Genomic DNA, 20,769 nt, shown 5'->3' on the forward strand with positions numbered 1-20,769 from the left:
ATGGAAAGCACGCACGCGCCGGAAGCGCATGGGCCGGGGCACGCGCTTGAGCGGCTGATCTTCTTTTCCGACGCCGTGTTCGCGATTGCGATCACGCTGTTGATCATCGAGATCCACGTGCCGGAGGTCCACCAGCCGGCCAGCGACTTGGACTATCTTTCGGCGCTGGCGCGGCTGACGCCCGATTTCGTCAGCTTCTTCATTTCCTTCTTTGTGATCGGCGCCTTCTGGGCGGGCCATCACCGCGCCTTCGATTGCGCGCGGCACTGGTCGCCCAGGCTGATCATGCCCAACCTCTTCATGTTGAGCGCTATCGCGGCGATGCCGTTCTTTACGGCCTTCTCGTCCGAATATTACGGGCAGCGCGTGCCGGTTGCCTTCTATACCGGCTGGATGACGGTGATCGCTGTGCTCAACATCTGGGTGCAGCGCATCGCTACCGCGCCGCCGGTGGTAGGCGAGAGGATAAGTTCGCAGCACCGCGGCATGATCCGTCAGCGCGGGCTGGCGGTGCTGCTTGGCGCGGGCAGTGCGTTCGTGGTCAGCCTGATCCAGCCCTTTGCGGGCCAGATGGCGCTGGCGACGATCCCGCTGTGGCGGCTGGCGCTCAACAGGATCGCGCCGCCACGTTGATCTAATGCGCGTGCCTGGCGCGCCACGCCTTGGCCTGACTGGCGGCGAGCGCGACCAGGTCGCCCTGCGCCAGGTTCATGTCGATCAAGTGCAGGCCCCATTGCTTGAGCACGACATCGCCGATCTTCACGTCGCCGCCGATCTGATCGGCGCGCGGATCGGCCGGATCGGCGTTCACGGTGACCGCGAAATAGTTGAACCCGTTCGCATTGACGCACTGCGCGGAGAGCAGCCCGGGCGGGCGCACGAACGGCGTGGTGACGGGGGCGGTGTCGGCGGTCCAGCGCGGCGCATCGCCGCCGCCCAGGATCGTACCGGCCGCGGCGAGATAGGGCGCGGTCACGGCCTTGCCGCCGCCGAGCGCGGCCGGATTGGTGCATCCGGCCTCGACGCCGGGCCGGTCGCCCTTGCCGAAGCGCGTGTCGGGTGGTGGCGGCGAATCTGCGCGGAAGCTGGCATAGGTGACCACGCAGCCGGTCTGTTGGGCGCTGCGGCAGAGCGGTGTCGACTGGAACACACCGCCCACATCCTTGCCGATCGGCACGGGCACGCTGCTGCCAATCAGCATCGCCGAGATCAGGCGATCGGCAACGGGCTTGCCGTCGATCTCGCGGCCGACGAGCTGGGTGAGGATCAACGAACCCTGGCTATGCCCGATCAGCACGACGCCGCGGCCGTGATTGTCGTGCGCCAGATAATCGTCCCACGCAGCCTTCACGTCGACATAGGCCAGGTCGCGGTCGATCGCGGGCGCCTGGCCGCTCATCAGCTGGCGGAGTGCGGTGAGCGTCACCTGACGGTAGATCGGCGCGAAGACGCGACACTGCGAGGCGAAGCGCTCGGCTTGGAACTTGACGACGCTGCGCTCCTCGGGTCCGGCGATCATATCGCTGTTTGGGGTCTGGTCGAGCGAGATGGTGGGATAGACGTAGAAACAGTCAAACTTGGGATTCTTGGCCCGCACGAACTTCTCGACGGTCCGCGTGCCGTTGGCGGCGATCACCGTGGTGGTAAGTTCCTGCGTGCAGGCATCCTCGCGATCGGGTCGGCAGAGCCAATTGGCTTGGTCGCGATAGTCCGGCGAAGTCGTGGCGAGCGTGAGCGCAACAAGAGCGAGCATGGTCCATCTCCTTATATGCTACCCTAACGAGCAAACCGTTCGGCAAAAGGGGAGATTGGGGATGGGACGTCTGTTCGAACGTCTAGCGCAGGCGGTCGCCGGTTGGGCGGGCAGGCCACCGGCTTTCGCCATCGCGTTTCTGATCATTGTCCTGTGGGGGCTCAGTGGCCCGATCTTCAAATGGTCCGATACCTGGCAGCTGGTCATCAACACCGGCACGACGATCGTGACCTTCCTGATGGTGTTCCTGATCCAGAACGCTCAAAACCGCGACGCGGCGGCGATCCAGGCAAAGCTCGACGAGGTGATCCGTTCGATCGACCTTGCCCGCAACGAGTTCATCGGCATCGAGCATCTCGGCGAGATGGAGCTGGTCGGGATTCGGAACCAGCTTGAAAGGGATTGCGGTCGGGACGATCCTGGCCGACACGAAGCTGTCGCGCGGCTCATCGGCCGGCGCTAGCGGGGGCCATCTGTACGGCCCCCGCCGCGATCGTTCAGGCGAGCTCGAAGGTCAGCGTGATCTCGGCCTTGAGCAGCTTGGAGACCGGGCAGTTGGCCTCGGCGCCCTTGGCCAGTGCTTCGAACTGTTCCTCGGAGATGCCAGGGACATTGGCCTTGAGCGTGAGATCCGAGCGGGTGATGCTGAAGCCGCCCTCGCCATCGGAATCCAGCTTTACCGCAGCCGTGGTCTCGAGGCTGCCCTCGTTGAAGCCGGCGCGGGCGAGCGCGAAGCTCAGCGCCATGGTGAAGCAGCCGGCATGTGCAGCGGCGACTAGTTCCTCGGGGTTGGTGCCCTTCTCGTCCCCGAAGCGGGTGTTGAAGCTGTAGGGCGTCGCGTCTAGCACGCCGGAGGCTGAGCTGATCTGGCCTTTGCCTTCCTTGCCGAAGCCTTCGTAGCGGGCGGTTGCGGTGCGCGTGGTCATCGGCTTGCTCCTCCGGGGGTTGAGCGCCCGCGTCTAGCGCAGCCTGGCGGTGCCGCGAAGTCATACCATCGGGTAGCTGGCGCGGCGGCGGAACGCTCCGCCGCCGCGCTCCAGGTCAGCGGCAGCGGGCCTCGTTCTTCTCCACCGATGAACCGACCGCAGCACCGGCCGCGGCACCGAGCAGGGTGCCGAGCGTCTCGGATCCACCCGGGGCGATCAGATTGCCGAGCAGGCCGCCTGCGACGCCGCCGACGATCAGCCCGGTCGTGCCGTCCGAACGGCGGCAATAATAGCGGCCGTCCTGGCCGCGATAGACCCGGTCGTTGCGGGCCAGGCGCCGTTCGCGATAGCGGCGTCCATCCTCGCGATAATAACGGTCGGCATAATAGCCGCCATAGGACGGATCTGGCCGGTTATAGTCATACTGGCGATAGCCCGAATAGCTGGCCGATTCCGTGCCGTAAGTGTCGGTGCAACCCGAGACGAGGCTTGCCACGGCGACGAGGCCGACTGCGAAAAGGCGCATTCTTCTCTCCCATTCCCTGTTGATTACGGAGCAATGCTTGGGAACGGAGAAAGGTTGCTTCAGGGCACCAAGGCGGGGCGGAAGGCATCGCGCTCGCTTGCCGGCACGGACGCGGTGGGATCGGGGCGGAAATCCACGGGCGCGCGCTCGCCATCGCTGCCGAGGCGGGGTGCCTCGAGCGCGAGATCGGGTGCCGGATGCTCGGCGTCGCCCGGGCGAGTGAAGCGGCGGAAACCCTCGTACAGGACGGCGCCGGCCGCGACGGCAAGCGCGCCGATCGAGAAGGCGTTGAGGACCCGCGACGCCGTCGATGGTTGGGGCTTGGCGGTAGGCGCCGCGCGACGACGGGCCGGCGTGCTTGGTTTCTTCGACTTGGCGGTGGTGACCATGGTGGTTTTCCGTTCGAGGTCAGGGGTTTCGTGGCCTCAAACGGGCGGACACCCGGCGTGTTCCGCTCAAATCACCGCGCGAAGCCGTGCTACCAGTTCGCGGACGCGTCTCAGCGTATCGGGGCGGGCGGTGACCCAGAAGCGGCGCTTGTCGGACGGATCCGCGGTGCGGTCGATCAGCCCGAGTTCGTCGAGCCGCTCGACATGGCGCAGCGCCGTGGTGGTCGGCACGCCCGAGGCGTGGCACAGGCTGGTGACCGAGACGCGGCGCCCTTCCTCGGACGCCACCAGCAGATCGAGAAGCATGTCCCAGGCGGGATCGCGGAACACGGGAATGCCGAGAGCCTCGTTGCGGCGCATGCGGAGCGCACGCCAGCGCGCGGCAAACTGGGCAAGCGTGTGAGGCGTCTTATTGCCTCCGACATCGGTTGCGGCAGTCTCGACAAAGGCGATGGCAGCATCGGGGGTGGTACCCAGGCGATCGGCTGTCGTCTCTACAAGTTCTCGTAATCTCGAGATTTGATCGGGAGTTAGAGCGACTTCCTCGCCCATCGACTCATACTCATATGGTTAACACAGGGGACTTGAGCGCAGTTGGGCCCCCGCTTCCTACATTGCAAGAAGAGGCAGGCTACGTACTACTACAGTATAAACTAGAGTATGATGCGCACCGGGGGGAGCTTACGCCACGGCGGGTTCGCGGTTTTCGCGTACCGCACGGGCGGTTTCGACGCGTTCCTGGCGCTCGGCCATGTCGAGCCAGGCGGCTTCGGCGCGGAGGCACCGGTCACGGACATTGGCGAGAGTGGCGGCATTGGCGTCGGCGCGGCACTGGGCGGCGTTGGCGCGGAAATTGGGGGCCTGGGCCATGTGGCGGTCTCCTGGGGGAAGTGGCGCCCCCCACTCTGCGCAAAGCGGGAGCGGAGGGCAGCCGATCGGTGACGCCTAAGGTAGCTTAGTCGACAGCCTGCAGATTGACGGCGCTGGTCTTGCCGCGCTTGTCCTGCTCGAGCTCGTACGAGACGCGCTGGTTCTGGTTGAGGGTCGCCATGCCGGCGCGCTCGACCGCAGTGATGTGGACGAACGCGTCCTGGCCGCCGGTGTCGGGAGCGATGAAGCCATAGCCCTTGTCGGCATTGAAGAATTTTACGGTACCGGTGATGCTCATGCGAGCCTTCCTTCTATGATCGGGACCCCGAGCGTCGGGAGCCCTCGTGCTGCGAGGGGCGAATAGAAGGAAAGAGGAGCCGCAAAGCGCCAGTGACCGTTCAATTTGCGACTGTAGCGGCACCGCATATGGGCGATTGTGGCCGAAATAGCAAATTGGACGCCGTGGCGGCCTTGACCGGCCGGTTGCCGGCATGGAGGGTCCGGACCGGCAGCGGGGGGCGGCAATGACCGGTTTCGAGTTCGTTTTCGGCACTTTCAGCGTCGTGCTGGGACTGGCCATCGTCGAGATCCTCCGCGGCTTCGGCAGGGGCATCAAGCGCCCCGGCCCCAAGAGGATCGGCTGGCTGAGCCCGATGCTCGGCCTGTTCCTGCTCTACGACATCGCCACCTTCTGGGCCTCGGCCTGGACCGCCCGGGCGGTGGTGCCGGTGACCACGCCGGCGATCGCGCTCGGTATGCTGATCACCGGACTCTATTTCTTCGCCGCCACCCAGCTCTGGCCCGAGCCCGAGGATTCGGACGGCTGGGCGGACGGCAATGGCTGGATGCTCGCGCACAAGCGCCGCATCCTGTTCAGCATCTTCGCCTGCAACGCACTGAGCGTCGCGGCGACGATGCGCTTCGTGCCCGGCAGCTGGCCGGTCGCTTCGACCGAGGCCTGGATGCTGGCACTCTATTTCGCACTGCTGCTCGCCATAGCGTTCGTGCGGGGTACGCGGGCCACCACATTGGTGCTGGCCCTGGCGATACTCGAATATGCGGCCGACCTGGTGATGCACCTGCCGGCCTAGTTCAGCTCAGCAGATCAGCCGAGCACTTCGCGGACCGCGGCGCGGGCGATGTCTTGCTGAGACATGCCTGCCGACCAGAATTCCACCGGGAAAAGCCGGCGGTGGAGCGGCACGGGGCGCTGGTTCGCGCGGGGCTGACGGGCCTTACGGGTGATCTGCGTTTCGTGGATCTTGTCGAAAAAATTCAATTCTATTTCCTGTTTCTGTTCTGGTTGAAGAGCCCTGTGGGATGCACGAAAGGCGCGCCAGGGGCGCGGCTTGTGCTTCTTTGGAAGGGCTGAAAGGCGCCAAGGTCCCGAGGGAACGGCCGATATGGCGGATAGCGCCTGGTGGTTAATATGGGGTGTAGGTCGCGGGTTGCAAGAGTGGGCCCTCTTCCCGTCACCCCGGACCTGGTCCGGGATCCACCGTGCCGCCCGCGCTGGGCAAGAGGCTCCGGGCGCATCGCCATGACGCGCCGTGGACCCCGGACCGCGTCCGGGTGACGAGGAAGAAGGGAAAGGTGCATCAGTCCTTCATGCTCGCCGGGACCTTGCCGCCATTCTTCTCGAGCTCGGCCATCACCGCCTTGTGCAGCCAGATGTTCATCTCCGCGCTGCCGTCCTTCTCGCCGGTATAGCCAAGCTCGGTGGCGAGTTCCTTGCGGTTGTCGAGGCTGGAATCGAGCCCGAGCAGCTTCATCAGGTCGACGATCGAGGTCTGCCAGTTGAGATCGGGATTGCCCTTCTCCGCGACGATCGCGGTGAGCACCGCCTCGACATCGACCGGCTGGGCAGGCGCGGTGGGCTGGGGCTGGGGCGCGGGCTGGGGAGCGGCGGCGGCTGCGGCCGGCACGGGCTGCGGCGCTGCCTGGGGGGCGGGGGCGGCGGCCTTGGGATGGCCGAAGATCGCGTCACGGATGCTGCTGAAAATGCCCATGGAGACTCTCCCGAAAAGCGGCGCGGGGTGCGCCGCTGCACATGCAAACGCGCGGACGGGCCAACGGGTTCGGGCACGTCCGTGCGCCTGGCGGGGCCAGTGTGCGCGCCGCGGGTTGCAGGGGGATGACGCGGCTTTCAGTTGACACGGTTGACACCTGCTATGTGAAAAAAACTTCTCACCAATCGTCATCGGGTTTTTCGCCGCCGGTCAGCTCGGCGATGCGCTCCGCGCTGAACGCGGGGGGCAGGATCGTATCGACCATCTTGAGCATCGCCGGGAAGAGATGGGTCAGCTCGCGCGCGTCGAGCGCGGGGTGGAGCGGCTCATGCCGTTGGGCAATCAGGAACATCAGCAGCCGATCGTTGTGGACGATGCGCGTGCCGACCTGTTCGCCATGATACCAGACCGGCACCTCGCGCCCCTGAAAGGCGCGCTCGGTCGCCTCGTCGAGCAAAGCCTGGCGCGCCATGTGGATCGCGACGTCCCAGCCGATCGCGAACACCGAATTGGGTGCGCGGCGCCGGAGCACATAGGCGCTCTGGCGCGACAGGCCGACCGTGTCACAGGCCTGGCTGACGCAGCCTGTCTGCGCGAGATGGACGAGGAAGCCGCGCTGCTTCTCCGCCGTCCAGCCCTCTCCGGCGATGCGCGGCATCGCGTCGGGAGCGAGGACCGGCGGCGCGGCACGCGGCGATGGGAAGGTGCGCTCGGATGCGGCGCGTAACGCACGCACGGCGGCCTCTTCATCCTCGCCGCGGTCGATCGCATCGCAAAAGGCGGTGATCGCGGCATCGGTGGAGGCGGCGATGCGCTCCTGCCGCTCCATATATGCCCTATATTCCTCGGGCGTCCTGGCCCTCCATGCGCGTGGCATCTTCGTCCTCCTCATGAGCGCGCGGCGCGCGCGGGTGGACGGACCAGCTATCGCATAATTTCCTACATTGGAATATTATAGAACGGATCATGTGCCAATATGGTTATGTCTCCTCGACGCGGATCAGCCGCGGCGGCGCGTGCGCCAGATCAGCAGGAGGATCGCGGCGAGGACGAACAGCATCGGCACCGGCTGGACGAACAGGTTCCAGAGCGCGGGTCCGTCGAAATCATGGATCGCGTCCCATAGCCGCTGCCACCAGCCGCGCTTGTCCGGCATCGGATGCTCCTGGCGGGCGGCCTCGAGCTCGGCGCGCGTGCGCAAATCCAGCTCGCGGAGCAGTGCTTCCTCGGTGTTGCGGTTCAAGGCTTCGAGCGTGGCGTTGGAAACGAGCTGGTCGGAAGCTCCGGCGGGCTCCTGGCCATTGATCAGCGCCTCCGTCTGCGACTGGGCGGCGGCGGGTGAAGCGAGCAATACGCAAGGCAACACGGCAAGCACGAGGCGACGCATGAGACGGCCCTCCCCCGATAGCGGTGCGGGAAGAGAGTGCGCCTGGGGGTGGGGTGGGGTCAAGCGGGGTGGGCGCAGGCAGGCGAAGCCAGGCTTGCGGAAACGCGTGTTCGTTGCGCTTCCGGAATTTCTTGACTTACTTCAATGCGCTGTCACTTTTTCTTGCGGTGACCCAGCGGATCGAAACCTTGAAGCGCACGTAGATGCGCTAAATTCGCAAATCGACCTAAATAACGCGGCGATCGATAACTTTGCATCGGAGCAAGCGTCGGCTCGGGATAAACTGAAGCGACATTACCTGACTGATCAACAAAGTGGTCACTTGTCGGCCGTGGCTCTGGAGGCGACAAACAAGGATGCATTAGTTTCGTCTCAAAACAGTCTACAACGCATTCGTGAACAGATCACTGACGTTCGCGCGCAATTGCGCACGCATGGACCAGCCGCGACCGAACTTAATCGGCTTTTAAAAGGCTACTTGGGTCATTCGCATATATCGTTCGAACCCGTCGAGAATGGTTATAAAGTTTGCAGAAACAAACAAGAATCGATTAAACCACTAGGTGAGGGAGAAAAGACCGCAGTTGCCTTTTGTTATTTTCTGACTTCGCTCGCAGCGGAAGGCAGAAATATCGATGATACGATAGTCGTCTTAGATGATCCAATTTCGAGCTTGGATGCTCGTGCGATGACTCATGTTGTCGGTACAATCAGAAGGCTTTTCAAAATCCCATTCAGATTTTTATTCTCACTCACAACTTAGATTTTATGCGAGAAATCAAGAAATGGCTTTCAAAAAAATATGAAAAAGGAGCGGCAGAGTTCTTATTTATCAATACTGCAATATCTTCAAATGGAGACAGGTCATCAACAATTGTAAGATGCCTAAACTTATTCGCGGACACGAATCAGAATATCATTACCTTTATAGCTTGGTGAAATCTCCCGCGGATAATAAGAGTAGTTCCGAGAGATTTGCGTACTTAATGCCAAACGCTATCCGCAAAGTACTAGATATATTTTTAGCATTTTAAAGACCCAGGCGGTTCCGGTCTAGAGCCGAAAGTAGATAAAATAATCAAAGATTACGATGGCCTAGATGGCGCACGCATTAAGGCCATGGAGCGCTTGGCGCATCTAGAGTCACATTTTGAGAGTATCGGAGACGTTGTCACTTTCTCAGCTTACACATTAACGCAGGTGAATGATGCGGCAAGTTGCCTTTTGGAGCTAATAGAAGCTGTCGTTCCAAAGCATAAGCAAGCGATGGATCGGCTTTGTAGTACCTAGCTACTCCGCCGCCACGCTCTCCCGAACCTTCCGCTTCTCCAGCAGCGGCGCAAGGTAATGCCCCGTGAAGCTCCGCGGCTCCTTCGCCACCTGCTCGGGGGTGCCCTCGGCGACGATCTCGCCGCCCTTGACGCCGCCCTCGGGGCCCAGGTCGAGGATCCAGTCGGCAGTCTTGATGACGTCGAGATTATGCTCGATCACCACCACGGTATTGCCCTGCTCGACCAGCGCGTGGAGCACTTCCAGTAGCTTGCGGACGTCCTCGAAATGGAGGCCGGTGGTGGGCTCGTCGAGGATGTAGAGCGTCTGGCCGGTGGCGCGGCGGGCGAGCTCCTTGGCGAGCTTGACGCGCTGGGCCTCGCCGCCCGAGAGCGTCGTCGCCTGCTGGCCGACCTTGACATAGCCTAGGCCGACCTCCGCCAACATCGCCATCTTCTCGCGGATCGGGGGGACGGCCTTGAAGAATTCGTGCGCGTCCTCGACCGTCATGTCGAGCACGTCGGCGATGCTGCGGCCCTTGAACTTCACCTCCAAGGTCTCGCGATTGTAGCGCTGGCCGTGGCAGACGTCGCAGGTGACGTAGACGTCGGGGAGGAAGTGCATCTCGATCTTGAGCAGGCCGTCGCCGGTGCACGCCTCGCAGCGGCCGCCCTTGACGTTGAAGCTGAAGCGGCCGGGCTTGTAGCCGCGCGCCTGGCTCTCGGGCAGGCCGGCGAACCAGTCGCGGATCTGGGTGAAGGCGCCGGTATAGGTCGCGGGGTTCGAGCGCGGGGTGCGGCCGATCGGCGACTGATCGATGTCGATCACCTTGTCGAGATATTGCAGGCCCGTGATGCTGTCATGCTTGCCGGCGAGGATGCGGGCGCCGTTGAGCTGGCGCGCGGCGGCGGCATAGAGCGTGTCGATCGTGAAGCTCGACTTGCCCGAGCCCGAGACGCCGGTGATGCAGGTGAAGGTGCCGAGCGGGATGCTGGCGGTGACGCCGCGGAGGTTGTTGGCGGTGGCATTGTGGACGGTGAGCTTCTTGCCGGTGCCCTTGCGGCGCTTGGCCGGCACGGGGACCTCGCGCGTGCCGTTGAGATAGTCGGCGGTGATGCTGCCGGGGGTGCTGAGGACCTGGTCGAGCGTGCCCTGGGCGACGATTTCGCCGCCATGGACGCCGGCGCCGGGGCCCATGTCGATGACATAATCGGCGGTGCGGATCGCATCCTCGTCATGCTCGACGACGAGGACGGTGTTGCCGAGATCGCGGAGACGGCGGAGCGTCTTCAGCAGCATCTCGTTGTCGCGCTGGTGGAGGCCGATGCTGGGCTCGTCGAGGACGTAGAGCACGCCCGACAGGCCCGAGCCGATCTGCGAGGCGAGGCGGATGCGCTGGCTCTCGCCGCCCGAGAGCGTGCCCGAGGTGCGGTCGAGGTTGAGATAGTCGAGCCCGACATTGTTGAGGAAGCCGAGCCGCTCGAGGATCTCCTTGAGGATGCGCTCGGCGATCTCGCGCTGCTGGCCGGTAAGCTGGTCGGGAAGGGCGGTGAACCAGGCGAGCGCGTCGACCACCGAGAGATGGGTGGCGTGGGAGATGTTCTCGCCGGCGATCTTGACCGCCAGCGCCTCGGGCTTGAGGCGGGCGCCGTGGCAGACCTCGCAGGGGTGCGACGCCTGGTACTTGGAGAGCTCCTCGCGCATCCAGGCGGACTCCGTCTGGAGCATGCGGCGGTTGAGATTGCCGATCACGCCCTCGAACGGTTTGCGGACGTCGTACGACTTGCGGCCGTCGACGAAGGTGAGGGTGACGGGCTTGCCGCGGGTGCCGTGGAGAATCGCGTAGTGGATCTCCTCGGGGAGGTCCTTCCAGGCGGTCTCGAGGCTGAAGCCGAGCTCGCGTGCGAGGCTGCCGAGGACCTGCATGTAATAAGGCGAGGGCGGGTTGGACTTGGCCCAGGGGACTATAGCCCCCTTCTTGATCGTGAGATCGTGGTTGGGGACGACGAGATCCTCGTCGAACACGAGCTTCTCGCCCAGCCCGTCGCAGGCCGGGCAGGCGCCCTGGGGGGCGTTGAAGCTGAACAGGCGGGGTTCGATCTCTGCGATGGTGAAGCCGCTGACCGGGCAGGCGAACTTTTCGGAGAAGACGATGCGGTTCTCGGGCAGGCCGGCGCCCTTCATCGCGCCGCCCTCGGCGACGAACTCCTGGCGCGCCTCGTTGACGCGGTCCGCGGCCAACTCGGCGACCGTCGTGTCGACCAGGTCGATATAGGCCAGGCCCTCGGCGAGCTTGAGCGCGGTCTCGAAGCTTTCGGCCAGCCGCGTGGCGATGTCGCCGCCGACGACGAGGCGGTCGACCACCACTTCGATGTCATGCTTGTACTTCTTGTCGAGCGCCGGGGCGTCCTCGATCAGATAGGTCTCGCCGTCGATGCGGACGCGCTGGAAACCGGCCTTCTGCCACTCGGCGAGCTCTTTCCGGTACTCGCCCTTGCGGCCGCGCACGACGGGAGCGAGGAGGAGCAGGCGCGTGCCCTGGGGCAGCGCGAGGACGCGGTCGACCATCTGCGACACGGTCTGCGCGCTGATCGGCAGGCCGGTGGCGGGCGAATAGGGAATGCCGACACGCGCCCAGAGCAGGCGCATATAATCGTAGATCTCGGTGACGGTGGCGACCGTAGAGCGCGGATTGCGCGAAGTCGTCTTCTGCTCGATCGAGATGGCGGGCGAGAGGCCGTCGATATGATCGACGTCAGGCTTCTGCATCAGCTCGAGGAACTGGCGGGCATAGGCCGAGAGCGACTCGACATAGCGGCGCTGACCCTCGGCATAGATGGTGTCGAAGGCGAGCGAGGATTTGCCTGAGCCGGACAGGCCGGTGATCACCGTCAGGGTGTCACGCGGAATGTCGATATCGACCCCCTTGAGGTTGTGCTCACGCGCGCCGCGGACGGAAATGGTGGTAAGTGCCATGCCGGTGGTTCTAGCTTTGTTCTGAATTGGATTCCAGAGCTAGAGATAGGAACGGGCGAACACTCCTGCCAGTTGCTGCCATTCGGAAGGTGTTGCAGAGGTCGGCGCGGACAACCACGCTTCCCCGGCCCAATGATTTCATGCTGCCTGAAGGTCCTCACGGCGATTCCGCCCCCGGATTCCCCAGCGACCTGCGCTCCGCCGGCTGCTATCGTCCGAATTTAGGGCGGTTCCGGCTCGGCGGGCTGCGGGGTTGCAACCGTTGGGGCGCGCGATCTGTTTCGGCGCCCACGTATTTCATTTCAGCGGGAAATAGTTTCGATATGGGTACGGATACGCCAGCCGAAATCGACGAGGCGGTGCTGGCATTCTGCGCGACCATCGCGCCGGGGATGCCCGAATATGTCGACGTGGTGCCCGGCGAGGGCGCGGGGATCGCTTATTGCTTCGACAATGCGGCGGCGCAGGTGGCGCGCGCGGGCGGATCGATCGCCTATGGCTGGGCGATCTGGCGCTGGCCGGGCCGCTATTTCGAGGCCGAGCATCATGGCATCTGGCGCAGCCCCGAGAGGAAGCTGCTCGACGTAACGCCGATGCTCTATGGCCAGACGCGGATTCTGTTCTTGAGCGATCCGCAGGCGGTGTTCGATCCTGGGCGCTACCGGCCGAACCTGTTGGGCGCGGAGGCGGGCAGCGCCGTGGCGGCGGAATATGTCGAACTGGCGCGCGCGCGCGCGGCGATCCTGAACGGCTATGGCGAGCCGGGGGTGGAGCACCCGATCACGCCCGCGGACCAGGCAAGGCTGGGCGCGATCGAGCCGCGCTGGATGGCGCTATATGCGGAATTGGAGCGCGGCTGAGAGGTAGGGCGCCGACCGGCGCGTTGCGCAGGCCCGGCAACAGCACCGCCACTGCTTGATCCGTCAAGTCGCCCACGGTCAGTCTGCGAAGGTAGGGATCGCAAGGAGCGCGCCTAGTCCCGTCCGCGCGACAGGCGCCGCGCGCGAGAGGGTTCAACGCCTTCCGCCCAGCGCAAATTGGCGTTCGCTTTGAACCGGGGCCCCGGAGGCCGGCACTAACCGGACAATGAAAAGGGTGCCCCTGATTCTGCATGCGCATTCGTCCTTCCCGCGCCGGGCCTTCCTCCCGCGGCGCAACGGCCAATCGGACCGGGCCGGGCCGGCGGTGATGGCATTGCTGCACCCGCTCGCTGCGGCGGCCTCCGTCGAACCGGGCGCCTGAGGTGCCGGATATTCTCCTGGCGCACGGCTACTTTCTCGAGGAAGACGAGAAAGAGCGGCAGATCATGAAGCCCTACCCGCCGCTCGGGCTGCTCTATATCTCGGGCTATCTCCGCCGCGCCGGCTTCGACGTCGAGATCTATGACAGCACCTGGGGCAGCAAGCCGGGGCTGTTTGGACGCCTCGCCAGTGAGCCAGGCGGCGTGCTGGGACTCTACACCAACCTCATCACGCGCGGAAACGTGCTCGCGATCATCGCCGAGGCCAAGCGCCACGGCTGGACCGTGCTGCTGGGCGGGCCGGAGAGCGCCAACCACGCCGAGCAATATATCGCGCACGGCGCGGATGTCGTCGTGGTCGGCGAGGGCGAGGAGACGCTCGCCGAGCTGCTGTCCGAGCTGGCGAGCAAGGGAACGCACCGGCTGCACGGCATCGCCGGCACGACCTTCCGTGATGAGGCCGGGCAGCTGGTCGTCAACATGCCGCGCCCACAGATCGCCGATCTCGACAGCCTGCCATGGCCGGACCGCGAGCGGATCGACCTGCCCAAATATGTCGAAGCATGGCGCACCCACCACGGCATGGGCAGCGTCAACATGATCACCGCCCGCGGCTGCCCCTACAAGTGCAAATGGTGCTCGCACGCGGTGTTCGGCTACTCTTATCGCCGCCGCAGCTTCGTCGACTGCGCCGATGAGCTGCAGCATATCCGCGAGATCTATCGGCCCGACCAGGTCTGGTATTCCGACGACGTCTTCACGATCAACCATCGCTGGCTTTACGGCTATGCGGCCGAGCTCAAGCGCCGCGACCTCAAGCTGCCGTTCGAGACGATCTCGCGCGCCGACCGGATGATGAAGGAGGACGTGCTCGCGACGCTGGCGGAGATGGGGTGCTACCGCATCTGGATCGGCGCCGAGAGCGGCAGCCAGCGCATCCTCGATTCGATGCAGCGCGGCGTGACCGTCGAGCAGGTCGAATGGGCGACCAAGGCGGCGCAGCGCCACGGCATCCAGGTCGGCATGTTCCTGATGTGGGGATATGATGGCGAGGAGTTGGAGGACATCGAGGCGACCATCGAGCAGCTCAAGAAATGGAGCCCCGACATCTTCCTGACGACCGTCGCCTACCCGATCAAGAACACGCCCTATTTCGAGCGGGTTGCGGACAAGACGATCCTGACGAAGGAGTGGAGCGCCGCTACGGATCGCGACTTCGTGATCAGGGACCGGCACTCGCGCACCTATTACAAGCACGCCGACACCTGGCTGAACAGCGAGATGGCGGCGTTCCGGCTCGCGCAGCAAGATCCCGCCGAAGCGGCGGTGCGCCGCGCGGAGGCGGTACGCGCGCGCCAGTCGCTGCTCGCGACCTCGCACGAGGTCGAGGCGTAGATGGACCAGGCGACGCCCTTCGACGGCATGGCAGTCGACTATGACCGCACGTTCACCACGAGCGCCATCGGCCGGCACTTGCGCGCGGCGGTCTGGCGACGGTTCGACGCGGCATTCCAGCCCGGCGAAAGGATCCTGGAGCTGAACTGCGGCACCGGCGAGGACGCGATCCATCTGGGCGGGCGCGGGGTGCATGTGCTCGCCACCGATATCTCGGAGACCATGCTCGATGTGGCGCGCGCGCGGGTCGAGCGCGCGGGGCTGACGGGAATGGTCGACCTGGCGCGGGTCGCGATCGAGGAGCTTCCGCTCTCCGCACCCCGCTGGTTCGATGGGGCGATCTCGAATTTCGGCGGCCTGAACTGCGTGGACGACCTGCCCGCCGTGGCGCGCGGGCTGGCGGAAATGTTGCGCACCGGCGCGCCGGCGCTGTTGTGCGTGATGGGGCCCGCGGTGCCGTGGGAGTGGGGCTGGTATTTGGCCCATGGACAGCCGCGCAAGGCGCTGCGCCGGCTGCGCCGCGGCGGCACCCGCTGGCGCGGGCTGACGATCCGCTACCCGTCGATCGGCGCAGTGCGGCGGGCGTTCGCTCCGTACTTCGCGGAACGGCGCGTCGCGGCGATCGGTGCGCTCGTCCCGCCGTCCTACGCCGAAGCCTGGGCCATGCGTCACCCGCGCGTCCTGGCGACGCTGGACCGCTGGGAACGTCGTGTCGAGACCTTCCCTCCGCTGCCGTCGCTGGCGGATCATTACCTGATCGAGCTGGAGCGAAAGCCATGAGCGCGCCACTGGCCGCGCGCGAAGCCTATCGGCTCTGGGCGCCCAGCTATGCCGAGGAGACCGTCGTCACCTTGCTCGACGACGAACTGGTCGCGGACATGACGCCGCCGCTCGCCGGCCTCGATCTGCTCGATGCCGGCTGCGGCACGGGGCGGCGCTTGCGCGATTGCGGCGCGGCTACCGCGATCGGGATCGATCTCTCTCCCGAGATGCTCGCGGCCGGACGGGCGGCCGGACTGCCCGACACCATCCCGACCCTTGTCGGCGATCTCCGTGCGTTGCCGGTCGCGGATCGCGCCTTCGACGTCGTCTGGTGCCGCCTCGCCATCGGCCATGTGCCCGAATGCGAGGCCGTCTATGCCGAACTCTCCCGTGTCTGCAGGCCGGGCGGACGGGTGATCGTCAGCGACTTCCATCCCGATGCCCATCTCGCCGACTTTCGCAGGACGTTTCGCCACGACGGCGAGGTGCACGAGGTCGAGCATTATCTCCACAACGTCGCGATCCACCGGTACGCGGCGACACAGGCCGGCCTTCGCTGCGACCAGGTCCGAGAGGCGCGCGTCGGTCCGCAGGTTCGCCCCAGCTACGAGCGGGCGGGCAAGCTGGCGTGGTACGAGGCACAGCTCGGCCTGCCGTTCGTGCTCGCGCTGGCGTTCACGAAGGAGGGCTGAGGCGGGCGCGGATCGAAGCAGCTGTTCCGGAGCGGTCGTCGATTGACCGCGTCGGGCGGCGCCGGATAGATTGGCCCTGAGGGGACATCCAATGCATTCGGGGACTTGGCGCAGCACCTTCCTATTGTCCATGGCCGGGCTGGGCATGCCCGCGGCGGCGCAGCAAGCGGACACCGCGCCGCTCGCGCCCGCGGGCAAATGGGCGGTCTCCTCCAGCGATGGCGGGTGCCTGCTCTCGCGCAGCTTCGGTCCGGGCGGCACGGTATCGCTTGCGATCCGCCCGCTGACCGGCGGGAGCGGCACGCGGCTGATCCTGGTGACGCAGGATCTCGCCAAGCGCGAGCGACGCGGCGGCGCGACGCTGGTGAATGCGACGACCGGCGCCAAGCTGTCTCATGACTTCGAGACCGTGCTCGACGCCGACAAGACCCGGCGGATCACCCAGATCCGGCTCAAGCGCGAGGAACTGGCGCCGCTGGATGGCGCCCAGGCGATCGCGTTCCGCTTGGAGGATCAACCGGCATTCGAGCTTTCGGTCCCCGGGCTCGACCGAGCACGCAAGACGCTCGACCAGTGCGAGTCGCTGCTGATGAAGAGCTGGGGCATCGAGCCGGGAACGATCGTCAAGCCGCCCGAGCCGAGCGTCGAGCCCCGGACCTGGGTGACGAACGACGATTACCCGACCGAGGCCATGCGTCGAAGCGACGGCGGCGAAGTGGGGTTCCGGCTGCTGGTGGGCACCAACGGACTGGTCGAGACCTGCACGGTGACGCAGACCAGCGGCTCGGCCGATCTGGACCACCGCGCCTGCTTCCTGTTGACCAAGCGCGCGCGGTTCAATCCCGGACTCGGTACCGACGGCAAGCCGGTCAAATCGATCTTCGCGAGCAGCTTCCGCTTCGAGATACCCTAGGCTTCGGCTGGCTTGCCGGACGCCGCCGCACATATGTGCAGCCTAATACGATCGTCCGATACGGGCGATCGCCGGTCCGGCCTATCGTGAACCGGTTCGAAGACCGGAAGGAACCGCCATGAAGACGATGATTGCCCTTGGGCTCGCCGCGAGCCTTGCCGCGCTGCCGGGCGCGCACGCGCAGCAGTCCGGCGTTACCCGCACCGATCTGCAGCGTCACGATCTGGGCATCCCCGGACGCGAAGCGATCCAGGTGCGCGTCGACCTGGCTCCTGGGGCGGTGGCTCCCGGCCATTCACACCCCGGCGAAGAGATCATCTATGTGCTCGCCGGCACGTTCGAATATCAGGTGGGGAACGACGCTCCGGTAACGCTCAAGGCCGGCGGGGTGTTGTTCGTGCCAGCAGGAATCGTGCACCGCGCGAGGAATGTCGGGCAGGGAGTTGCGAGCGAGCTTGCCACCTATGTCGTCGAGAAGGGAAAGCCGCTGGTCGTCGCGGCGCCCTGACCGCAGGCGACGGGCAAAAAAACGGCGGCTTCCGCAGAGGGTGGAAGCCGCCGTTCTCCTGCGAGGGAGCTTTGGATCAGGTCAGAACTTGAACGACGCGCCTGCGCGGAACTGGCGGCCGATCAGGCCGGCATAGTGCCAGGTCGTCAGGAAGTTCGGTGCGCTGGCATAGGCCGCCGGGGCGACCGGCGCGCGCGCATCGAGCAGGTTCTTGACGTTGATGAAGAAGGTGAAGCTGTCATTCACCCGCGCCGTCATGTTGAGGTCGTTGGTGATGAACGACTTCACATAGCAGAACTTGGTGAAGCCCGGGCCGTCGCCCGCCGCCTTGTAGAGCGATGCCGAGCAATCGGTCGACAGATTGCCCTGATCGGTGGCGACCGCCTTGATCTTGCCGACATAGTAGGTGGTCAGGCTGACCGAGAAATCACCGAAGTCGAGCGTGTTCTGCCAGTTGCCCCGCCAATCGGGCGTGCCGTTGCCCGACGACAGGTCGTACGGACCGAACGTGCCGGCATAATGCTGCACGCCGGTTGCGGTGTGCAGGTCGTACTTGAAGGTGTGCGTGCCTTCGATTCGGCTGGTGAAGGTCACGTCCGGCGCGATCGGGATCGTCGCCGTCGCCGACACGTCCACGCCCGAAGTGATCGCGTAGTTGGCGTTCACATAAGGCACGTTGATGATCAGCACGCGGGGCAGCGCGTTCGGGAACAGCGGATCGGCGCCGTCCACGGTGTTGACCGAATAGCCAGGGCCGACCGCCGCGACCGCCGCCTGCGCCGCGGCGAGGTTCGCCGCGCCGAAATAGGCGCTCACCGCGCGGCCGATGTCCGGGCCGGCGACGATCAGGTCCGACTTCTTGACGTTGTAATAGTCGGCGGTGAGGCTCAGCCACTTGACCGGCTGGAAGATCACGCCGCCGGTGAAGCTGCGCGAGGTTTCCGGCTTGAGGTCCGGATTACCCGCGACGCCGCGGCCGAGCGAATAGGCCAGGTTGTACGGGTTGCCGCCGGCGCCGCACGAGGCGGGGGTACCGGTGCCGCCATGGGCGAGCTGGAAGGGGCAGGGCGGCGTCGTGGTGACGAAGCCGGCATATTGGCTGCGCGGGCCCGATTCGGCGAAGGTCGGGGCGCGGAAGCCCTTCGAGAAGGTGCCGCGGACCGCGAGCTGCTTGATCGGGGTGAACTTGACGCCGACCTTTGGCGAGAAGTGGCTGAAGCCCTCCGAATAATGATCGTAGCGGCCCGATACGTTGACATCGAGGCTGGTGAGGATCGGCGCGTCGACCTCGAAATAGGCGGCCGACACGGTGTGCTTGCCGAACGCCGAGGCGGTGGTGAGGCCATAGGTGTCGAGCGCGGCGTTCTGGTTGTTGTTCTCCAGCTCCTCGTGGCGGACCTGGCCGCCGACGGCGAGCTGCAGGTCGCCGCCGGGCAGCGCGAACAACGTCTTGGTGACCGACGCGTCGATCCCGTACATCTCCGAGAAGGACGGCGTGGTCTTGTCGGGCGCGAGCGCCGAGCGCACCGCCGCGCTGTTCGCCGACGGGTTCACGAAATTGTACGAGCCGGTGTTGATCGCCGTGCGCAGCGCCGCGATGTTGATCAGGCCGTGCTGGGTGATGCTGAGATCGTCACGGGCATAGACGCCCTCGACGCGCCAATTCCAGTCGCCGCCAAAGCTGCCGTTCAGGCCGCCGGTGAAGCGATAGACCTCGTTGGTGCGCTCGCTGCCGCCGGCGATGTCGCCGAACAAATAGTAGATGCGCGCCGCGCCGTTGGCGGGATCGGCCGCATAGGCAGCGGCATAGGGATTGTTCGGATTGAGCGTGCGGCCCGGCGTGGCGGGGTTCGCGCAATTATTGCCCGACGGGCAGATCCACACCGGCAGGACGATGCCGGGGTTGCTCGTCGCGGTCAGCGGGCTGGCGCCGAACGGCTGGGTCTGGCGGATCGCCGAGGGCAGGCCGTGGATGCTGACATAGGAGCGGCTGTAGCTGCCGGTCACATAGCCTTCGATATTGTCGGCGATGCGGACGCTGAGGCGGCCATTGACCGAATAGCGCTCCTGATAGGGCTGGAGCTGCCGGTACAGGTCGGTCAGGTCGTATTTGCAGCCGGTGCCCTGCGCGGCGCCGGTGGTCACCGAGAAGGTGCCGCGGGCGCAGTTGGCGAGGCCGAGTGCGGTATACTGGGTTGTGGCGGGCGCGCCGGTCTGGCCGGTCAACGGATTGTTGAGATCGCCCTGGCTGACGCGGGTGACATAGGCGGTCGGGACGTTGACGGTAAGCGACTGATCGGCCGAGTTATTGTCGATGCCGCCGATCGGCGTCAGGTCCTGCGTGTTGTAGGGGAAACCGCGATCATGGCTGAGGACGCGGTCGTCGCGCTGATACTCGCCGTTGATGTAGATGTTGAAGCCCGTAGTGTCATAGTCGCCATAGCCGGCGGTGAGCTGGGCGCGCAGATGGCCCGCATCGCCGCGCTCGGCGGCGCCGCCCTCGACCTGGCCTTCGATGCCGGTGAACTGCTTCTTGAGGATGAGGTTGACCACGCCGCCGATCGCATCGGCGCCATAGGTGGACGAGGCGCCGTCCTTGAGCACTTCGACGCGGTCGACCAGGCTGAACGGAATCGAGTTCAGATCGACATAGGCGTTGTGGCCGTCGTCGTTGATCGGGAAATTGGTCGAACGCAGGCCATCGACCAGCACCAGCGTCGACGAGACGCCGAGGCCGCGCAGCGAGACCGCCGAGCCGCCGGCCGAGAAGCCGGTCTGGAAGCCGGTGCCGATCGAGCCGGCGCTGTCGGCCGAGATCGAGCGGACGGCTTCGGAGATGGTGGTGATGCCGGACTTCTGGAGCGAATCCGCGGTCAGCACGGTGACGGGCGAAGGCGTCTCGGTATCGGTGCGGCGGAACAGCGAGCCGGTGACGACGATGCCCTGATCCTCTTCGGCCGCAGGCGCGGTCTGGTCCTGCGGCGTCGCGGCCTGCGGCGTGGCGTCCTGCGCGAAAGCGGGGCTCGCGATCGAGCCGAGGATCAGCGCAAGCGGCGCGGCGCTTCGAAACAGGCCGGACACATTGCTGCGGTGCGAAATACTCATTGGAATAGGTTCTCCCTGAACGCCTGGCCATTTTGGCTTGGAGGCAGAG

The 20,769-nt window shown here is 65.3% G+C and carries 23 protein-coding genes; 10 read left to right on the forward strand and 13 right to left on the reverse strand.

Going from position 1 to position 20,769, the window contains the following annotated elements; translation table 11 throughout:
- Positions 1-633, forward strand: a complete 633-nt coding sequence (locus IAG41_RS13845; protein WP_187729254.1) for a TMEM175 family protein — start codon at positions 1-3, stop codon at positions 631-633.
- Between the two features lies 1 nt (position 634).
- Here the strand turns inward: IAG41_RS13845 and IAG41_RS13850 are convergent, their stop codons facing one another.
- Complete coding sequence (locus IAG41_RS13850) at positions 635-1,753, reverse strand: DUF3089 domain-containing protein (protein ID WP_187729255.1); 1,119 nt, start codon at positions 1,751-1,753, stop codon at positions 635-637.
- A gap of 61 nt (positions 1,754-1,814) precedes the next feature.
- Between IAG41_RS13850 and IAG41_RS13855 the strand changes: the two genes are divergently transcribed.
- The gene (locus IAG41_RS13855) at positions 1,815-2,216 is read left to right on the forward strand and encodes a low affinity iron permease family protein (protein ID WP_187729673.1); all 402 of its coding nucleotides are present in this window, start codon (positions 1,815-1,817) and stop codon (positions 2,214-2,216) included.
- Positions 2,217-2,250: 34 nt separating this feature from the next.
- On the opposite strand, the gene IAG41_RS13860 is transcribed toward IAG41_RS13855, so the two are convergent.
- The 6 genes from IAG41_RS13860 to IAG41_RS13885 form a co-directional block, all read right to left on the reverse strand.
- Positions 2,251-2,679 carry an OsmC family protein gene (locus tag IAG41_RS13860; RefSeq protein WP_187729256.1) on the reverse strand — a complete coding sequence of 143 codons (429 nt, stop codon included), beginning with the start codon at positions 2,677-2,679 and terminating at the stop codon, positions 2,251-2,253.
- Positions 2,680-2,794: 115 nt separating this feature from the next.
- Entirely contained in the window at positions 2,795-3,205 is a 411-nt protein-coding gene (locus IAG41_RS13865) for a glycine zipper 2TM domain-containing protein (RefSeq protein ID WP_187729257.1), read from the reverse strand.
- 59 nt (positions 3,206-3,264) lie between these two features.
- Positions 3,265-3,594 carry a hypothetical protein gene (locus IAG41_RS13870; protein WP_187729258.1) on the reverse strand — a complete coding sequence of 110 codons (330 nt, stop codon included), beginning with the start codon at positions 3,592-3,594 and terminating at the stop codon, positions 3,265-3,267.
- A 66-nt stretch (positions 3,595-3,660) separates the two neighbouring features.
- Positions 3,661-4,146 carry a MarR family transcriptional regulator gene (locus IAG41_RS13875; protein ID WP_187729259.1) on the reverse strand — a complete coding sequence of 162 codons (486 nt, stop codon included), beginning with the start codon at positions 4,144-4,146 and terminating at the stop codon, positions 3,661-3,663.
- Positions 4,147-4,275: 129 nt separating this feature from the next.
- The gene (locus IAG41_RS13880) at positions 4,276-4,464 is read right to left on the reverse strand and encodes a hypothetical protein (protein ID WP_187729260.1); all 189 of its coding nucleotides are present in this window, start codon (positions 4,462-4,464) and stop codon (positions 4,276-4,278) included.
- Positions 4,465-4,549: 85 nt separating this feature from the next.
- Positions 4,550-4,762, reverse strand: coding sequence for a cold-shock protein (locus IAG41_RS13885; protein ID WP_187729261.1), 213 nt, complete (start codon positions 4,760-4,762; stop codon positions 4,550-4,552).
- A 226-nt stretch (positions 4,763-4,988) separates the two neighbouring features.
- Here IAG41_RS13885 and IAG41_RS13890 point away from each other — a divergent pair, with 226 nt between their 5' ends.
- Positions 4,989-5,555: a hypothetical protein gene (locus IAG41_RS13890; protein ID WP_187729262.1), complete on the forward strand. Its 567-nt coding sequence runs from the start codon at positions 4,989-4,991 to the stop codon at positions 5,553-5,555.
- Between the two features lie 14 nt (positions 5,556-5,569).
- Here IAG41_RS13890 and IAG41_RS13895 read toward each other — a convergent pair whose 3' ends face one another.
- The 4 genes from IAG41_RS13895 to IAG41_RS13910 form a co-directional block, all read right to left on the reverse strand.
- The gene (locus IAG41_RS13895; RefSeq protein ID WP_187729263.1) at positions 5,570-5,743 is read right to left on the reverse strand and encodes a hypothetical protein; all 174 of its coding nucleotides are present in this window, start codon (positions 5,741-5,743) and stop codon (positions 5,570-5,572) included.
- A 319-nt stretch (positions 5,744-6,062) separates the two neighbouring features.
- Positions 6,063-6,473 carry a DUF3597 domain-containing protein gene (locus IAG41_RS13900; protein WP_187729264.1) on the reverse strand — a complete coding sequence of 137 codons (411 nt, stop codon included), beginning with the start codon at positions 6,471-6,473 and terminating at the stop codon, positions 6,063-6,065.
- Positions 6,474-6,651: 178 nt separating this feature from the next.
- Positions 6,652-7,350, reverse strand: coding sequence for a hypothetical protein (locus IAG41_RS13905; protein ID WP_187729265.1), 699 nt, complete (start codon positions 7,348-7,350; stop codon positions 6,652-6,654).
- Between the two features lie 123 nt (positions 7,351-7,473).
- Entirely contained in the window at positions 7,474-7,860 is a 387-nt protein-coding gene (locus IAG41_RS13910) for a hypothetical protein (protein WP_187729266.1), read from the reverse strand.
- A 94-nt stretch (positions 7,861-7,954) separates the two neighbouring features.
- Between IAG41_RS13910 and IAG41_RS13915 the strand changes: the two genes are divergently transcribed.
- Entirely contained in the window at positions 7,955-8,623 is a 669-nt protein-coding gene (locus IAG41_RS13915) for an AAA family ATPase (RefSeq protein WP_187729267.1), read from the forward strand.
- 527 nt (positions 8,624-9,150) lie between these two features.
- On the opposite strand, the gene uvrA is transcribed toward IAG41_RS13915, so the two are convergent.
- Positions 9,151-12,105, reverse strand: coding sequence for an excinuclease ABC subunit UvrA (gene uvrA / locus IAG41_RS13920; RefSeq protein ID WP_187729268.1), 2,955 nt, complete (start codon positions 12,103-12,105; stop codon positions 9,151-9,153).
- 323 nt (positions 12,106-12,428) lie between these two features.
- Between uvrA and IAG41_RS13925 the strand changes: the two genes are divergently transcribed.
- From IAG41_RS13925 to IAG41_RS13950, 6 genes are all read left to right on the forward strand, one after another.
- Positions 12,429-12,965, forward strand: a complete 537-nt coding sequence (locus IAG41_RS13925) for a hypothetical protein (protein WP_187729269.1) — start codon at positions 12,429-12,431, stop codon at positions 12,963-12,965.
- A gap of 383 nt (positions 12,966-13,348) precedes the next feature.
- Entirely contained in the window at positions 13,349-14,740 is a 1,392-nt protein-coding gene (locus IAG41_RS13930) for a B12-binding domain-containing radical SAM protein (RefSeq protein WP_187729270.1), read from the forward strand.
- Positions 14,741-15,520, forward strand: coding sequence for a class I SAM-dependent methyltransferase (locus IAG41_RS13935; RefSeq protein WP_187729271.1), 780 nt, complete (start codon positions 14,741-14,743; stop codon positions 15,518-15,520).
- Positions 15,517-16,194 (forward strand): class I SAM-dependent methyltransferase, encoded by a 678-nt coding sequence (locus tag IAG41_RS13940; RefSeq protein ID WP_187729272.1) that lies wholly within the window; start codon positions 15,517-15,519, stop codon positions 16,192-16,194. The genes IAG41_RS13935 and IAG41_RS13940 overlap by 4 nt, the downstream gene beginning before the upstream one ends.
- A gap of 91 nt (positions 16,195-16,285) precedes the next feature.
- The gene (locus tag IAG41_RS13945; protein WP_187729273.1) at positions 16,286-17,107 is read left to right on the forward strand and encodes an energy transducer TonB; all 822 of its coding nucleotides are present in this window, start codon (positions 16,286-16,288) and stop codon (positions 17,105-17,107) included.
- A 118-nt stretch (positions 17,108-17,225) separates the two neighbouring features.
- Positions 17,226-17,615: a cupin domain-containing protein gene (locus IAG41_RS13950; protein WP_187729274.1), complete on the forward strand. Its 390-nt coding sequence runs from the start codon at positions 17,226-17,228 to the stop codon at positions 17,613-17,615.
- Between the two features lie 81 nt (positions 17,616-17,696).
- Here the strand turns inward: IAG41_RS13950 and IAG41_RS13955 are convergent, their stop codons facing one another.
- Positions 17,697-20,720, reverse strand: a complete 3,024-nt coding sequence (locus IAG41_RS13955; RefSeq protein WP_187729275.1) for a TonB-dependent receptor plug domain-containing protein — start codon at positions 20,718-20,720, stop codon at positions 17,697-17,699.
- Positions 20,721-20,769: the final 49 nt, after the last annotated feature.

It is taken from the genome of Sphingomonas sp. JC676 (assembly GCF_014489075.1).
Classification (GTDB): Bacteria; Pseudomonadota; Alphaproteobacteria; order Sphingomonadales; family Sphingomonadaceae; genus Sphingomonas.

What these genes read in the sequence shown, in the direction of transcription:
- IAG41_RS13845 (WP_187729254.1), top strand. Translation starts at nt 1, where the DNA reads ATGGAAAGCACGCACGCGCCGGAAGCGCATGGGCCGGGGCACGCGCTT.
- IAG41_RS13850 (WP_187729255.1), bottom strand. Translation starts at nt 1,753, where the DNA reads ATGCTCGCTCTTGTTGCGCTCACGCTCGCCACGACTTCGCCGGACTAT.
- IAG41_RS13855 (WP_187729673.1), top strand. Translation starts at nt 1,815, where the DNA reads ATGGGACGTCTGTTCGAACGTCTAGCGCAGGCGGTCGCCGGTTGGGCG.
- IAG41_RS13860 (WP_187729256.1), bottom strand. Translation starts at nt 2,679, where the DNA reads ATGACCACGCGCACCGCAACCGCCCGCTACGAAGGCTTCGGCAAGGAA.
- IAG41_RS13865 (WP_187729257.1), bottom strand. Translation starts at nt 3,205, where the DNA reads ATGCGCCTTTTCGCAGTCGGCCTCGTCGCCGTGGCAAGCCTCGTCTCG.
- IAG41_RS13870 (WP_187729258.1), bottom strand. Translation starts at nt 3,594, where the DNA reads ATGGTCACCACCGCCAAGTCGAAGAAACCAAGCACGCCGGCCCGTCGT.
- IAG41_RS13875 (WP_187729259.1), bottom strand. Translation starts at nt 4,146, where the DNA reads ATGGGCGAGGAAGTCGCTCTAACTCCCGATCAAATCTCGAGATTACGA.
- IAG41_RS13880 (WP_187729260.1), bottom strand. Translation starts at nt 4,464, where the DNA reads ATGGCCCAGGCCCCCAATTTCCGCGCCAACGCCGCCCAGTGCCGCGCC.
- IAG41_RS13885 (WP_187729261.1), bottom strand. Translation starts at nt 4,762, where the DNA reads ATGAGCATCACCGGTACCGTAAAATTCTTCAATGCCGACAAGGGCTAT.
- IAG41_RS13890 (WP_187729262.1), top strand. Translation starts at nt 4,989, where the DNA reads ATGACCGGTTTCGAGTTCGTTTTCGGCACTTTCAGCGTCGTGCTGGGA.
- IAG41_RS13900 (WP_187729264.1), bottom strand. Translation starts at nt 6,473, where the DNA reads ATGGGCATTTTCAGCAGCATCCGTGACGCGATCTTCGGCCATCCCAAG.
- IAG41_RS13905 (WP_187729265.1), bottom strand. Translation starts at nt 7,350, where the DNA reads ATGCCACGCGCATGGAGGGCCAGGACGCCCGAGGAATATAGGGCATAT.
- IAG41_RS13910 (WP_187729266.1), bottom strand. Translation starts at nt 7,860, where the DNA reads ATGCGTCGCCTCGTGCTTGCCGTGTTGCCTTGCGTATTGCTCGCTTCA.
- uvrA (WP_187729268.1), bottom strand. Translation starts at nt 12,105, where the DNA reads ATGGCACTTACCACCATTTCCGTCCGCGGCGCGCGTGAGCACAACCTC.
- IAG41_RS13925 (WP_187729269.1), top strand. Translation starts at nt 12,429, where the DNA reads ATGGGTACGGATACGCCAGCCGAAATCGACGAGGCGGTGCTGGCATTC.
- IAG41_RS13935 (WP_187729271.1), top strand. Translation starts at nt 14,741, where the DNA reads ATGGACCAGGCGACGCCCTTCGACGGCATGGCAGTCGACTATGACCGC.
- IAG41_RS13940 (WP_187729272.1), top strand. Translation starts at nt 15,517, where the DNA reads ATGAGCGCGCCACTGGCCGCGCGCGAAGCCTATCGGCTCTGGGCGCCC.
- IAG41_RS13945 (WP_187729273.1), top strand. Translation starts at nt 16,286, where the DNA reads ATGCATTCGGGGACTTGGCGCAGCACCTTCCTATTGTCCATGGCCGGG.
- IAG41_RS13950 (WP_187729274.1), top strand. Translation starts at nt 17,226, where the DNA reads ATGAAGACGATGATTGCCCTTGGGCTCGCCGCGAGCCTTGCCGCGCTG.
- IAG41_RS13955 (WP_187729275.1), bottom strand. Translation starts at nt 20,720, where the DNA reads ATGAGTATTTCGCACCGCAGCAATGTGTCCGGCCTGTTTCGAAGCGCC.